The 14460-nt window shown below is 66.1% G+C and carries 15 protein-coding genes and 1 rRNA gene; all 16 read left to right on the forward strand.

The genetic code is table 11. The annotated features are described in order from the left end of the window. Positions 1-78 (forward strand): 5S ribosomal RNA (rrf, locus tag CCK87_RS04990); the annotation flags it as partial. Between the two features lie 175 nt (positions 79-253). Beyond that, positions 254-1378 carry a hypothetical protein gene (locus CCK87_RS04995; protein WP_249273729.1) on the forward strand — a complete coding sequence of 375 codons (1125 nt, stop codon included), beginning with the start codon at positions 254-256 and terminating at the stop codon, positions 1376-1378. Next, on the forward strand, positions 1350-2369 hold the full coding sequence (locus CCK87_RS05000) for an HAD-IIA family hydrolase (protein WP_086460402.1): 1020 nt from the start codon (positions 1350-1352) through the stop codon (positions 2367-2369). Before CCK87_RS04995 ends, CCK87_RS05000 begins: the two co-directional genes overlap by 29 nt. Positions 2370-2397: 28 nt before the next feature. Continuing rightward, positions 2398-2553 carry a hypothetical protein gene (locus CCK87_RS18215; RefSeq protein WP_170927160.1) on the forward strand — a complete coding sequence of 52 codons (156 nt, stop codon included), beginning with the start codon at positions 2398-2400 and terminating at the stop codon, positions 2551-2553. After that, positions 2546-3349: a TlyA family RNA methyltransferase gene (locus CCK87_RS05005; protein ID WP_086461166.1), complete on the forward strand. Its 804-nt coding sequence runs from the start codon at positions 2546-2548 to the stop codon at positions 3347-3349. Before CCK87_RS18215 ends, CCK87_RS05005 begins: the two co-directional genes overlap by 8 nt. 2 nt (positions 3350-3351) lie before the next feature. Further along, positions 3352-4266 carry an NAD kinase gene (locus tag CCK87_RS05010; RefSeq protein WP_086460403.1) on the forward strand — a complete coding sequence of 305 codons (915 nt, stop codon included), beginning with the start codon at positions 3352-3354 and terminating at the stop codon, positions 4264-4266. Further along, on the forward strand, positions 4259-5965 hold the full coding sequence (gene recN, locus CCK87_RS05015; RefSeq protein WP_086460404.1) for a DNA repair protein RecN: 1707 nt from the start codon (positions 4259-4261) through the stop codon (positions 5963-5965). The genes CCK87_RS05010 and recN overlap by 8 nt, the downstream gene beginning before the upstream one ends. Positions 5966-6083: 118 nt before the next feature. Beyond that, positions 6084-7847, forward strand: coding sequence for a CTP synthase (locus CCK87_RS05020; protein WP_086460405.1), 1764 nt, complete (start codon positions 6084-6086; stop codon positions 7845-7847). Continuing rightward, a complete protein-coding gene (locus tag CCK87_RS05025; protein ID WP_249273730.1) occupies positions 7840-8493 on the forward strand; it encodes an NUDIX hydrolase in 654 nt (217 codons plus the stop codon). Before CCK87_RS05020 ends, CCK87_RS05025 begins: the two co-directional genes overlap by 8 nt. Before the next feature lie 3 nt (positions 8494-8496). Further along, complete coding sequence (gene xerD, locus CCK87_RS05030; RefSeq protein ID WP_086460407.1) at positions 8497-9423, forward strand: site-specific tyrosine recombinase XerD; 927 nt, start codon at positions 8497-8499, stop codon at positions 9421-9423. A 70-nt stretch (positions 9424-9493) separates the two neighbouring features. Continuing rightward, positions 9494-10399, forward strand: a complete 906-nt coding sequence (locus CCK87_RS05035) for a ParA family protein (RefSeq protein ID WP_086460408.1) — start codon at positions 9494-9496, stop codon at positions 10397-10399. Beyond that, positions 10383-11210 (forward strand): ScpA family protein, encoded by an 828-nt coding sequence (locus CCK87_RS05040; protein WP_086460409.1) that lies wholly within the window; start codon positions 10383-10385, stop codon positions 11208-11210. Before CCK87_RS05035 ends, CCK87_RS05040 begins: the two co-directional genes overlap by 17 nt. Next, positions 11200-11820, forward strand: coding sequence for an SMC-Scp complex subunit ScpB (scpB, locus tag CCK87_RS05045; protein ID WP_086460410.1), 621 nt, complete (start codon positions 11200-11202; stop codon positions 11818-11820). The genes CCK87_RS05040 and scpB overlap by 11 nt, the downstream gene beginning before the upstream one ends. Then, a complete protein-coding gene (locus CCK87_RS05050; RefSeq protein WP_086460411.1) occupies positions 11807-12616 on the forward strand; it encodes a pseudouridine synthase in 810 nt (269 codons plus the stop codon). The genes scpB and CCK87_RS05050 overlap by 14 nt, the downstream gene beginning before the upstream one ends. Positions 12617-12619: 3 nt before the next feature. Continuing rightward, entirely contained in the window at positions 12620-13702 is a 1083-nt protein-coding gene (locus CCK87_RS05055; protein WP_086460412.1) for a prephenate dehydrogenase, read from the forward strand. Positions 13703-13704: 2 nt separating this feature from the next. After that, entirely contained in the window at positions 13705-14439 is a 735-nt protein-coding gene (gene cmk / locus CCK87_RS05060) for a (d)CMP kinase (protein WP_086461167.1), read from the forward strand. The last annotated feature ends 21 nt before the right edge of the window (positions 14440-14460 follow it).

The raw sequence follows: 14460 nt of genomic DNA on the forward strand, positions 1-14460 counted from the left end.
CCGAACCCGGAAGCTAAGACTCTCTGCGCCGATGGTACTGCAAGGGGGACCTTGTGGGAGAGTAGGACACCGCCGGACTCCTATTACACGAATGGCCACCCCACACCGGGGTGGCCATTCGCTGTTTAACCACCCATTCACTGCTGCGACACGCGTGACCGTGTACCGTGTGTGAAGCATTGGATGAACCAATCAACTACACAGCATTCAGAGCACGCCGCGGAGTCCGCGTCAGCGTGGGGAGATATTTTCGATGACCGATTCACCTGATCGAGGTCCGCAGCGACCTGGCCGACGAGACGACGCTCCCCGCCAGAACCGGGGTCCGCAGTCCGGACGTCCGTCGGGCTCAGACCGTCCCGATCGGCCGAACCGCACCGAGCGTCCGAATCGCACCGATAGACAGGGTGGTACCGACCGCCCTGCACGCGATGGTGATCGCCCTCAGCGCGATCGACCCGTTCGCGGCGGCCGTCCCGACAGGGGTTCGGATCGAAAGCTCTGGACCAGTGGGGGCAAGCCGGCTCGAAACGATCGCGACGCGCGTTCGCGCGAGGTCGAGCTCAGCGAAGAGGAGAAGCAGGCGCGTGCTCTGCGCGCCGTGCGTCCCCGACACGACGACCCGGAGATCCCCGAGGGTGTCACCGCGCGGGATCTCGACAAGGGCGCCCGCAACGAGTTGAAGACTCTGAGCAAGGAGAACGCCGAGGGTGTGGCTCAGCACCTCGCAATGGCGGCCAGGCTCATCGAATCCGACCCCGAGCTCGCCCACCGGCATGCCATCTCCGCTGCCCGTCGGGCCGGCCGGATCGGCATCGTTCGAGAGACCCTCGCTATCACGGCCTACGCCACAGGGGACTACGCCCTGGCCATCCGGGAGCTGAGGACCTACCGTCGTATTTCGGGCTCGAACGAGCAGCTCGCCCTCATGGTCGACAGCGAGCGTGGTGTCGGACGCCCGGACCGCGCTCTCGAGGTGGGTCGATCTGTTCAGCGATCCGAACTGTCGTCTGCCACGCAGGTGGCCGTCGCGATCGCCATGAGCGGCGCGCGACTCGACCTCGGACAGACGGAAGCCGCACTAGACGAGCTCGATATTCCGCAGCTGAACCCCGACGTCGCGTACTCCTATAGCGCCGACCTGTTCTCCGCCTATGCCGATGTGCTCGAGGACCTGGGCAGGGAGGACGAGGCAGAGTCGTGGCGTGAACGCGCGTCGCGGGCGGACGCGGCTCTCGGGGGCGACGACGGAGACCTCGTGGAGGTCTACGAAGAGGACGTCGTGTTCGACACCGTCGACGACGTGATCGCCGACGCGGCGCAGAACGAACCGACCGAGGAGACTGGCGATGAGCCTGTTCGCCCGTCGGACGCGTAGCGTGGCGACCCCCCTCGATGGCGTCGATGTGGTTCTCGCGGATCTCGACGGTGTCGTGTACCAGGGGCCGAACGCGATTCCGTTTGCGGTCGAATCGCTTTCTCGGGTCTCGGCATCCGGTGCTCGAATCGGCTACATCACCAACAATGCATCGAGAACCGATGTGCAGGTCGCGGAGCATCTGTCGAGCTTCGGGTTGGCTGTCGCGGCCAGCGATGTGGTCACCAGTCCTCAGGCAGCCGTGCGGCTGCTGGCCGACCTGGTCGAGCCCGGTTCCCTGATTCTCGTCGTCGGCGGCGACGGTCTCATCGACGAGCTCGGCAAAGCCGGGTTCCGTGTGACGCGCGAGGCGGCGGATCAGCCGGCTGCGGTCATCCAGGGCTTTTCGCCAGACGTGGGCTGGAAGCAGCTGGCCGAGGCGAGCTTCGCGCTTCACCGAGGGATCCCCTGGGTGGCGACGAACACGGACTGGACCATTCCTGTCGCTGGTGGAATCGCCCCGGGAAACGGCACACTCGTCTCTGCGGTGCACACGGCGGTCGGTCGCCTTCCCGTCGTTGCGGGCAAGCCGGAGGTGGCGATCTTCGAGGAGGCTCAGCGCCGCTTCGACGCGAAATCTCCGCTCTTCGTCGGAGACAGGCTCGATACCGACATCCTCGGAGCGAACCGGGCGGGGATGCCCGTGGCGCACGTTCTGACAGGGGTCGACACGGCAAAGCAGCTTATCTCGGCCAAGCCCGATGAAAGGCCTCAGTTCATCCTCGACGACCTGCGTGGCCTCTTCGAGCCCTATCCCGAGACGACGTTCTCCAAGGACTCTCAGACGGCGACGGTCAACGAAGCTAAAGTGCTCATTCGCGGCAACGACGTGGTTGTGGCGGCAGCGGGAGACAATCCGACCGACCTGCTTCGGGCTGCGTGCGCGGTCATCTGGAAGTCGGGACGCGCCATCTACGGTCTTCAGGTACCCGAGGAGCTCTACGCCGGTTGAGCCGTGCCGCGACGGTACTCTAGAAGCTGTGACTGACGCCGACCCCGAGACCTCGAACGCGCTCCTCTCGCGCATTCGCGTCATCGAACAGCAACCGCTCGACGCCCGAGCCGACGCATACGTGCAGCTGCACGATGCGTTGCGCGTGCGCCTCGAGGGCGGGGATGCCCGTCTCGATGACTGACTCTCGACTCGATGCCGCGCTACCCGCTGTCGGGCTCGCGCGAAGTCGCACCCACGCGGCGCAACTCATCACGGCCGGCCTGGTGCGGGTCGACGGCGTCGCCCAGGTCAAAGCGTCGTTCCGCGTGCGCGAAGGGCAGGCGCTCTCTGTCGACGGTGACGACGGCTATGTGAGTCGAGCGGCCGGCAAGCTCGTGTCCGCACTGGATGCGTTTGCCGATGTGGTCGTTGAAGGCCGGCTCGCGCTCGACGCGGGTGCCTCGACCGGCGGCTTCACGCAGGTTCTACTGGAGCGCGGCGCCCGTCAGGTGATCGCTCTCGACGTCGGTCATGGACAACTCGCCCCGGTGGTCGCCGACGACCACCGTGTTCGAGTCGTCGAGGGTTTCAACGTTCGTTTCGCCACACCCGAGACCCTCAGCGCGGCAGCTCGTGTCGACGAGCGCCCGGCACTTGTCGTCGGAGACCTCTCGTTCATCTCGCTCACAACCGTTTTGCCGGCGCTGCAGGCAGTGGCCACTCCGGACGCCGACTTCGTTCTGCTGGTCAAACCGCAGTTCGAAGTCGGTCGCACCGGCATCAGAGAGGGCATCGTCAAGAACTCCGGGCTCCGCGGCGAAGCCGTGACCCGCGTGCTGTGGAGCGCCTTCGACCTAGGGCTCGGAACGGCGGGAATCGCGTCCTCCCCAATCGTCGGGGCGGCCGGGAACAAGGAGTACCTGATCTGGTTGAGCGCGGTTGTCGGACGTAATCCGACAGAATGGTTGGATCGCGTGACCAGAATGACGGGAGTCTGAGAATGGTGAACGAGCGCAACATCCTCGTGGTGCTGCACACCGGCCGCCAGGATTCCGTCGACGCCGCGGTGCGGGTCTGCGGGCAGCTGCGAGAGGCGGGCGTCAACGCCGTCATCGCCCCGCAGGAAGTCGACGATGTCGGGGCGTACCCCGAGCAACTCGCGGGCATGCCCGTGCTCGGCGTCGATGTCGACATGGCCGATCTCGAACTCGTCATCGTGCTCGGGGGAGACGGAACCATTCTGCGCGCCGCCGAACTCGTGCGCGGCTCGGCTGTGCCACTTCTCGGCGTGAATCTAGGTCACGTCGGGTTTCTCGCGGAGAGCGAGCGGGAAGACCTCACCGAGACCGTGCGACGTGCGCTCGCTCTCGACTACCACGTCGAGGAGCGCATGACGCTGTCCGTGCGCGTCAAGGTCGACTCCGAGGTGGTCTACGAGACGTGGGCGCTCAACGAGGCGACCGTCGAGAAGGCGAGCAGGGAACGCATGCTCGAGGTCGTGATGGAGGTCGACGGAAGGCCGCTGTCGAGCTTCGGATGCGACGGCGTGGTCATGTCCACCCCCACAGGGTCGACGGCGTATGCCTTCTCGGCCGGCGGACCGGTGGTCTGGCCGAGCCTCGATGCGCTCCTGATGGTGCCGCTCAGCCCCCACGCACTGTTTGCGCGACCTCTCGTGGTCGGCCCTGACTCTGCTCTGGCCGTCGAGGTCCTTCCGCGCACCCAGGGCACAGGAGTTCTCTGGTGCGATGGCAGGCGCACCCACGACCTACCGCTCGGAGCCCGCGTCGTCGTTCGTCGGTCGCCCACCCCCGTGCGGCTGGCGAGACTGCACCTCGGCCCGTTCTCGGACCGACTCGTGGGCAAATTCAATCTTCCCGTCTCAGGATGGCGAGGCCCTGCGACCCGTGATTAACGAAATCTCCATTCGCGACCTCGGTGTGATCGACGATGCCGTCCTTCCGCTCGGCCCGGGCTTCACCGCGGTGACCGGTGAGACAGGTGCGGGCAAGACGATGGTCGTCCAAGCGCTCGGCCTCGTGCTCGGTGCTCGCGCCGACTCCGGCACAGTTCGGAGCGGTAGCAGGCAGGCGTCGGTGGAAGGACGCTGGCTGGTCCCCGCAGCGGGGGATGTCGCCACACGCGTGCAGGATGCCGGGGGAGACCTCGATCCCCAGGGCGACGATCTGGCGGAGCTCATCCTCTTGCGCACAGTGTCGAGTGAAGGCCGCAGCAGGGCCGTCGTCGGTGGACGCGGCGCCCCGGCCAGTCTGCTCGCCGAGCTCGGCGAGCATCTCATCGTGGTGCACGGCCAGTCCGATCAGATGCGACTCACCTCGTCGAGCGAGCAGCGAGCGGCCCTAGACCGGTTCGCCGGAGAAGCGGTAGCGGGCATCGCATCCCGATACGCCGGGGCATTCGGTCAGGCTCGCGCCGCGCGGGCAGAGCTCTCCCGGCTCATCGACGAGCGCGACGATCGCGCACGAGAGGCTGAGGGACTGCGTATCGCTCTGGCCGAGATCGCCGAGGTCGATCCGGTCGACGGAGAAGATGTCGACCTCGCCGAGCGCGCCGAGAAGCTCACCAATCTCGAAGACCTGCGGCTCGCTGCGGAAGAGTCCCGCGACCTCGTGTCGTCCGAGGGTATCGACTCGCATCCCGACATCATCGGGCTGTTGGACACCGCGCGTCGCCAGCTCGAGCGAGTGGCACCGCACGACGCGGCTCTCGCGCCCATCGTCGATTCGCTGGCAAGCGCGGGCTTTCTCGTCGCCGAGGTCTCGACTCAGCTCGCCAGCTACCTCGCATCGCTCGACTCCGATTCGGCGGCAGAACTCGACTCGATTCAACAGCGTCGAGCGTCGCTCGCTGTGCTTGCACGAAAGTACGGCCCGGATCTCGCCGACGTGATCCGCTTCGGAGAGGCGGCTGGTCCTCGGCTCCTCGAACTCGACAACGACTCCGATCGCATCGAGCAGCTCGGGGCAGAACTCGAAGACCTCGACGCGCAGTCGATCGCTCTCGCCGCCGAACTCACCGCCGCGCGCACCGAGGCTGCCGCTGCCCTGTCGTCGCGGGTGACCGACGAACTCGCCGCGCTCGCCATGCCCACGGCCCGACTGGTCATCGAGGTCTCGGCTCGCGACGAGCTGAGCGCCTCCGGAGCCGACGTCATCACCTTCCTGCTGCAGCCGCATGGCGGCAGCGCTCCTCGGCCCCTGGCGAAGGGTGCCTCGGGAGGCGAGCTCTCGCGTGTGATGCTCGCCATCGAGGTGGTGCTGGCGGCGACCGATCCGGTGCCCACGTTCGTCTTCGACGAGGTGGATGCCGGCATCGGCGGTGCTGCCGCCATCGAGATCGGGCGCCGACTCGCCCTGCTCGCCAAGACCTCGCAGGTGATCGTCGTGACGCACCTGGCCCAGGTCGCGGCGTTCGCCACCAACCATCTGACCGTCGTCAAAGACTCGTCGGGCGCCGTCACGGCGTCGAGCGTGACCCAACTCGACGGCGATGCACGGGCGGCCGAGATGGCGCGTCTCTTGTCTGGTCTTCCCGATTCGAAGAGCGGGCTCGAACACGCCCGTGAACTGCTGGATCTCGCTTCAGCGGGATAGAACTACTCGCTCGACGGACCCGCCGAGCGAGCTTTGCGGGCCGCACCGCCCACCACGACTGTTAGGATGAAACTCCGTGGCAGATGGTCAAAATCCCCAGGTCCTTTCCGGCTCGTCGATGGCATCCCAGGCGGGCACTCCGGTGACCGGCCTCCCCTCGACCTCGAACACCCCGACGAAGCACATCTTCGTCACCGGCGGTGTGGTTTCCAGTCTCGGCAAAGGCCTCACGGCCGCCAGTCTCGGCAACCTCCTCACCGCGCGCGGGCTGCACGTCGTGATGCAGAAGCTCGACCCGTATCTGAACGTCGACCCGGGCACCATGAACCCGTTCCAGCACGGCGAGGTCTTCGTGACCGACGACGGCGCTGAGACCGACCTCGACATCGGGCACTACGAGCGCTTCCTCGACATCAATCTCGACCAGGCCGCCAATGTGACGACCGGTCAGATCTACTCCACGGTCATCGCCAAGGAACGCCGCGGCGAGTACCTCGGCGACACGGTGCAGGTCATCCCGCACATCACCGACGAGATCAAGCGCCGGATGCGCCTGCAGGCCGAGCAGCCGGCCGACGGTTCGCCGCGTCCTGACGTGATCATCACCGAGATCGGGGGCACGGTCGGCGACATCGAGAGCCAGCCGTTCATCGAGTCGGCCCGCCAGGTGCGACACGAGCTCGGTCGCAAGAACGTGTTCTTCGTGCACGTCTCGCTGGTGCCCTACATGGGCGCATCCGGCGAACAGAAGACGAAGCCGACGCAGCACTCCGTCGCCGCCCTGCGCTCCATCGGCATCCAGCCCGATGCGCTCGTTCTGCGCAGCGACCGCCCCGTCTCCGAGTCGAACAAGCGCAAGATCGCGCTGATGTGCGACGTCGATGAGGCGGCTGTCGTGAATGCCGTCGACGTTCCCAGCATCTACGACATTCCCACCATGCTGCACAACCAGGGTCTCGACGCTTACATCATCGACAGTCTCGACCTCGCTCAGGGGGCCGGAGACGTCGACTGGTCTCGTTGGTCGCCACTGCTCACCGCCGTGCACGAGCCGAAGCACGACGTGACGATCGGCCTGGTCGGCAAGTACATCGACCTGCCCGACGCCTACCTCTCGGTCACCGAGGCGCTGAAGGCCGGCGGGTTCGCGCACAAGACCAAAGTCGCGATCAAGTGGATCCCGTCGGACAACTGCGAGACTCCCGAGGGCGCCGCGCGTGAACTCTCGGAGGTCGACGGAATCTGTGTACCCGGCGGATTCGGCGTGCGAGGCATCGAGGGCAAACTCGGCGCCCTCCGATTCGCCCGCGAGAACGGCATCCCGACTCTCGGTCTGTGCCTCGGTCTGCAGTGCATGGTCATCGAGTATGCCCGGCACGAAGCGGGTCTGGAGGGCGCGTCGTCGAGCGAGTTCGATCCCGACACCGAGTTCCCCGTGATCGCCACGATGGCCGAACAGGTCGACATCATCGCCGGGGGAGACCTGGGCGGAACGATGCGTCTGGGCCTCTACGAGGCCAAGCTAGCCGAAGGATCGATCGTCGAGGCGCTCTACGGCGCTCCGGTCGCCAGCGAGCGTCACCGTCACCGGTACGAGGTCAACAACCACTACCGCTCGCAGATCGCCGAGGCCGGCCTCTGGTTCAGCGGCACATCGCCCGACGACTCGCTGGTCGAATATGTCGAGCTGCCCCGCACCGTGCACCCGTTCTACGTCGCTACCCAGGCGCATCCCGAACTGCGTAGCCGGCCCAGCGACCCGCACCCGCTCTTCCGTGGTCTCGTCGAGGCCGCTCTCGAGCGGCACGAGGCATCGAGCCTGTTCTCGCAAGACGAAGCAGCGACGATCGGCGAGATCGATGAGGTCGTTCCCAGTGTCTGATGCTTTGCCGGTCGACGTTCTCGCCGATGAGCACATCGCGCTTCCGATCGTGTCGAGCGATGTCGTCTTCGAGGGTGCGATCTGGGACGTGCGCCGCGAGACGTTCGACTACAACGGAGACCAGATCACTCGCGAGTTCGTCGACCACACGGGAGCGGTCGCCGTTCTCGCCATCGACGACGAGGATCGGATACTCCTGATCAAGCAGTACAGGCATCCCATCCGTTCGCGGGAGTGGGAGATTCCCGCCGGACTCCTCGATGTCGCCGACGAGAATCCTCTCGACGCGGCCAAGCGCGAACTGGCCGAAGAGGTCGACCTCGCCGCGGCCTCGTGGAACGTGCTCAGTGATTACGTGACGACTCCCGGTGGAAACAACGAGGCCATCCGGGTGTATCTCGCCCGCGAGCTCAGCGACACCGACGCCTTCGCCCGCGAAGACGAAGAGGCCGACATCGAGAAGCGGTGGGTGCCGCTCGACGAGGCGCTCGACGCGGTTGTGGCCCGGCGCATCCAGAACCCCTCTCTGGTCGTGGCCGTCTACGCGGCGTCTGTCGCCCGGTCTCGCGGATGGTCCACCCTCGGGCCTGGAGACGCGCCGTGGCCTCAGTGCGAGCTCCTGCGCAGTTCTCGGCAGTCGTCGTAGCGCATGGCTCTCGAGCCGCAGGTGAACGAATACCTGCGTCACCTCACCATCGAACGCGGTCTGTCGATCAACACGCTGGCGGCGTACAGGCGTGACCTCACGCGCTACACCGACTGGCTCGACACGCAGGGCGTCTCCGACGCGCGGCTCATCACTCCGGCGCAGATCGGTCTCTTCGCGGGGTCGCTGCGCACGGTCGAGAAGGCAGACGAGACTCCGTCAGCTCCGCTTGCCGCTTCCAGCGTCGCGCGCGTGCTGTCGTCTGTGCGCGGGTTCCATCGCCATCTCGCCGACGAGGGCACTCTCGAGACCGATCCCGCGCGTGAGATCAAACCTCCGAAGCTCGCCAGCAGACTTCCGAAGGCCATCACGATCGATCAGATGAGCACTCTTCTTGGTGCCGTCACCGGAGACGACGTGCTGGCGCTCCGCGACAGAGCGCTGCTCGAAATGCTCTACGCGACCGGGGCTCGCGTGTCAGAGGCCGTGGGACTCAACGTCGACGACGTGATGGACGACGCAGAGATCGTGCGGCTGGTCGGCAAGGGCAGCAAGCAGAGGGTGGTTCCGGTCGGCAGCTTCGCTCGCGAGGCGGTGGATGCCTACCTCGTCCGGGCGAGGCCGGTGCTGTCGGCGCGTGGCCGGGCGACTCCGGGACTTTTTCTCGGCCAACGTGGGCAGCGGCTGTCGCGACAGGGTGCGTGGCTCGTGATCCAGTCGGTCGCCCGCCGCGCCGGGCTGGAGGCGCACGTCTCTCCACACACTTTTCGTCACTCATTTGCAACCCACTTATTGCAGGGCGGCGCCGATGTCCGCGTCGTGCAAGACCTGCTCGGCCACTCGTCCGTGGCAACGACACAGCTCTACACGCTGGTCACTGCCGACACTCTGCGGGATATGTATGTGACGGCCCACCCGCGGGCGCGCTGAGCCGCCTACACGGCCGAGAGCTACAGGGCCGGTACAGTTGAGTTCGTTCCGGTGACAGTTGCCGGAAGGAATGGGAGCAGCGTTCGTGGCGGGCACTAAGAACACCGGTCGGTCCGAGCTTCCGGGACTCGAGACACCGAAGTTCGGCCCCACGGGGCGACCCCTGCGAGAGTTCGCCGATCCGGCACCGCTCAAGTCGCATGGCCCCGCTCGAATCATCTCCCTCTGCAACCAGAAGGGTGGAGTCGGCAAGACGACGACGACCATCAATCTCGGTGCGACGCTCGCCGGTTACGGACGCAAGGTTCTCGCGATCGACTTCGATCCACAGGGCGCCCTCTCTGCCGGCCTCAACGTGAACACGCACGATGCGCTGACCATTTACGATCTTCTGCTCGGAAGCGCCAAAGATCCGTCTGCCGCGATCCAGCACACGTCGGTCGAGGGACTCGACGTGATCCCCGCGAACATCGATCTGTCGGCCGCCGAGGTGCACCTCGTGAACGAGGTCGCACGAGAGACGATTCTGGCCCGGGTCCTGCGCAAGGTCAGCGCCGATTACGACGTGATCCTCATCGACTGCCAGCCCTCGCTGGGACTCCTGACGATCAACGCTCTGACGGCGAGCCACGGGGTGTTCATTCCCCTCGAGTGCGAGTTCTTCGCGCTCAGAGGTGTTGCGCTGCTCGTCGAGACGATCGACAAGGTGCGCGACAGGCTCAACCCCGCCATCGAACTCGACGGCATCCTCGCCACGATGTACGACCCGCGCACGCTGCACTCGCGTGAGGTGCTCGAGCGGGTCGTGGATGCGTTCGGTGACGCCGTTCTCGAAACCGTGATCGGGCGCACGGTCAAGTTCCCCGACGCGTCCGTCGCCGGTCGCCCCATCACCCAGTTCGCACCCGAGCACTCGGCGGCGAAGGCATACAAGCAGCTCGCCCGAGAACTGGTCGCGCGTGGCGCGGTCGCCTAGCCCAGACCTCTACGCGGGCGAGAACGCGCCCGCGTTCGAACTTCGCCTCGACAACTTCGAGGGTCCGTTCGATCTGCTGCTGTCGCTCATCTCCAAGCACGAGCTCGACATCACGGACATCGCGCTGAGCAAGGTCACCGACGAGTTCATCGGATTTCTTCGGGGCCTCGACTCCGCCGAGGAGCTCGATCGTGCGTCGGAGTTCCTCGTCGTGGCCGCGACTCTGCTCGACCTGAAGATCGTGGGTCTGCTGCCGCAGGGCGAATTGGTCGACGCCGAAGACGTGGCGCTTCTGGAGGCACGCGATCTCTTGTTCGCCCGTCTGCTGCAGTACAGGGCTTTCAAGCAGGTCGCGCAGTGGTTCGCCGACAGCTTCGACACCGAATCGACCCGTCACGTGAGGCAGGTGCGACTCGAGGAGAAGTACCGCCAGCAGACACCCGAACTCGTCTGGACGCTGACGCCGGACGACTTCGCAGCGCTTGCGGCTCTGGCTCTGGCCCCCCGTGAGATACCGACCGTGGGTCTTGAACATCTGCACGCGCCTCTGGTGAGCATCCGGGAACAGGCGGCCCACGTCGTGACGCTGCTTCGTTCGAGTGCCGGTCCCGTCTCGTTCCGTCAGCTCATCGCCGGCATCGCCGAAAAGGGCGTCGTGATCGCGCGATTCCTGGCCGTGCTCGAGCTCTACCGGCACGCGTCGATCTCGTTCGAGCAGATCGAGCCGCTCGGTGAGCTCACCCTGAGTTGGACGGCCGAGTCGTGGACCGAAGAGAACCTCTCTAATCTGGGAGCGGACTATGACAACTGACACCTCGATCGAAGACGTTCCCTCGGCCGACGACCCGGTCGCGCCTGCACCGGTCGTCGTCGCCGATGTCGACCGCGCACTCGAGGCGATTCTCATGGTGGCCGACGAACCGCAGAGCCTGGTGGCCCTCGCGACGGTGGTGTCGCGCCCCGTCGCCGTGGTTCGACAGGCGATCGAACGACTCGTCGACGACTTCGACGGTGTGCACGGATCGATTAGACGGGGCTTCGAGCTGCGCGAGGTCGGCGGCGGCTGGCGGCTCTACGTTCGCGGTGACTACGACTACGTCGTCACGGACTTCGTCTCGACCCAGAACCCCTCGCGGTTGAGCCAGGCCGCGCTCGAGACGCTCGCGGTGATCGCCTACAAACAGCCGATCTCTCGTGGGTCCATTGCGTCGATCCGCGCCGTCAACGTCGATTCGGTCGTGCGAACACTGCTCGGCCGCGGGCTCATCACCGAGGTGTCGACGGATGCCGAGACGCACGCGATCCTCTACGGCACCACCGACCTCGTGCTCACCCAGTTGGGCCTCAACTCCCTCGATGAACTCCCACCGATTTCGCCGCTGCTCGCAGACGGCGCGGAAGGCTTTGATGAACGACTTTGACGACGCACAGGCGCCCGCCTCTCCCGACGAGACCGGTATTCGCCTGCAGAAAGTGATGGCGGCCGCGGGAGTGGCCTCGCGTCGAGCCTCTGAGGAACTGATCGCCGCCGGCCGCGTGCGAGTGAACGGGCAGGTCGTGCGCGAGCCGGGGCGACGGATCGATCCGGCCGTCGACAAGCTGGCCGTCGACAACGTCGCCATCCAGCTGGACCAGTCGAAGCGCTACGTCATGCTCAACAAGCCCGTGGGAATCGTGTCGAGCCTCGCCGATGAGAACGGCCGGCCTGATCTGCGCGAGTTCACCGAGCAGTACGAGGAACGGTTGTTCAACGTGGGCCGCCTCGATGCCGAGACGTCGGGCCTGCTGATCCTCACCAACGACGGCGACCTGGCGCACGTTCTCGCGCATCCCTCGTTCGGAGTGATGAAGACCTATATCGCCAAGGTGCGCGGTGCTATGACTCCGCAGACGGTGCAGCGTCTGACGACCGGCCTCGAGCTGGAGGACGGCCCGATCGCGGCCGACAAGGCGCGCCTGCTCGAGACCTCGAACGGCTTCAGCCTGATCGAGATCACACTGCACTCCGGTCGCAACCGCATCGTGCGGCGCATGCTCAAGGAGGTCGGGCACCCCGTCGTCGACCTCGTTCGCCGCTCGTTCGGCCCTTTGCACCTCGGCAACCTGCGTGCGGGAGCGATGAGAGAGCTGAGCGGCGCAGAACTCGGCCAGATCCTCACTCTGTCGCGCTCCAACGACTCGATCGCGCCCGCCCCGACCTCGGATTCGGGGGAGTAGCGCATGGTCGAATCGCGCCTCACCGGCCAGGTTCGCGTCGTCGGCGTCGGACTGCTCGGCACCAGTATCGGCCTCGGGCTGCGAGCTCGGGGCGTCGACGTGATCCTCGCCGACGCATCTCCGACCAACCTCAGCATCGCCATCGACTATGGAGCCGGTCGTGGCGCTCTGGTGGATGACGCCCCCCAGATCATCGTCGTCTGCGTTCCGCCCGATGTGACGGCGCAGATCATTGCGGCAGAACTCCTCGCTTACCCCGACGCCCTCGTGACCGACGTCGCCAGCGTCAAGCTCGCGCCGCTCGAGGAGCTGCGCGCATCCGGGGCCGACGTCTCGCGCTACATCGGCTCGCACCCTCTCGCCGGGCGCGAGCGCGGCGGTCCGCTCTCTGGTCGGGCCGACCTGTTTCTGGGGCGGCCCTGGGTGGTCGCCGATCACGGGGGAGTGTCGTACCAGCGTGCCGCTCTGCTCGACGACCTGATCCTCGATCTGGGCGCGACGCTCGTCGAGATGAGTCCCGAGCAGCACGACTCATCGGTTGCTCTGGTGTCACACGTTCCGCAGGTGATCTCGAGCGTGATGGCGCGCAGGCTCTCCGATGCGCCCGACGCGGCCGTCAATCTCGCGGGCCAAGGCCTGCGTGACGTGACGCGGATCGCGGCGAGCGACCCGGAGCTCTGGGTGCAGATCCTTGGCGCCAACGCAGGGCCGGTCGTCGACGTGCTGCGCGAGTTCCGTGCCGACCTCGACCGCTTCATCGAGGCACTCGAGCACCCCTCGCAGGGCTCGTCGCGGCGACGGATCAACGAGGAACTGGCCGGCGGCAATGTGGGAGTCGCTCGGATTCCCGGCAAACATGGTCTCGACCGTCGGTACTCGTCACTCGTGGTCATGGTCGACGACAAGCCGGGCGAGCTGGCGAGGCTGTTCCTGGAGATCGGCGAGGCGAACGTCAACCTCGAAGACCTACGGCTCGAGCATTCGCCCGGAGCGCAGATCGGCCTCGCCGAGATCTCGGTGCTGCCCGAAGTGGTGCAGCGCCTCACCGATGAACTGTCGCAACGCGGCTGGAGGATTGCAGGATGACGATGCCCGATCTCACGAATACGAATCATGAGAACATCCCCGACGCCAACGGCAGCACGACCTTCGTCGTGGCCATCGACGGTCCGGCCGGCAGCGGTAAGTCGAGCGTGAGTAAGGCCGCCGCCGCTGCGCTCGGCTACGCGTATCTCGACTCGGGCGCGTGCTACCGCGCCCTAGCCTGGAGCTTGCTGCAGCGAGGCGTGGACCTCGAAGATGCGGATGCCGCCATCGAAGCGCAGAAGACGTTCGACCTCGACATCGGCACGGAGCCCGACGACTACTTCGTGCGCGTCGGCGAGATCGACGTGACCGACGCCATCCGGGAGCCGCGGGTGACGAACGCGGTGCGGCATATCTCGAAGGTTCCTGAGGTGCGGGCGGGGCTCACGGCTCTGTTCCGTCGCATCATCCGTGCGACCCCGAACCCCGGCATCGTGGTCGAGGGGCGCGACATCACCACGGTCGTCGCGTCGGATGCGCCGGTCAGAATCCTGCTGACGGCGTCAGAAGAGGCTAGAATGGCGAGGCGTTCCAACGAACTGACCGATCAGAGTGCTGCCGTCGTGGGTGAACAGCTCCGGTCCAGAGATCAGGCCGACTCTCGAGTCGTCGATTTCATGAACGCCGCCGATGGTGTTCTCACCCTCGATTCAACCGAACTCGACTTCGACCAGACCGTTCACGCGGTGGTCGAGATCGTCCACACTCAAACAGCGAGGATCTCGCATGGCCGATAAAAAGGCTCCCAACCCGTCCAG

This window comes from Agreia sp. VKM Ac-1783, assembly GCF_900177765.1.
Lineage (GTDB): Bacteria > Actinomycetota > Actinomycetes > Actinomycetales > Microbacteriaceae > Agreia.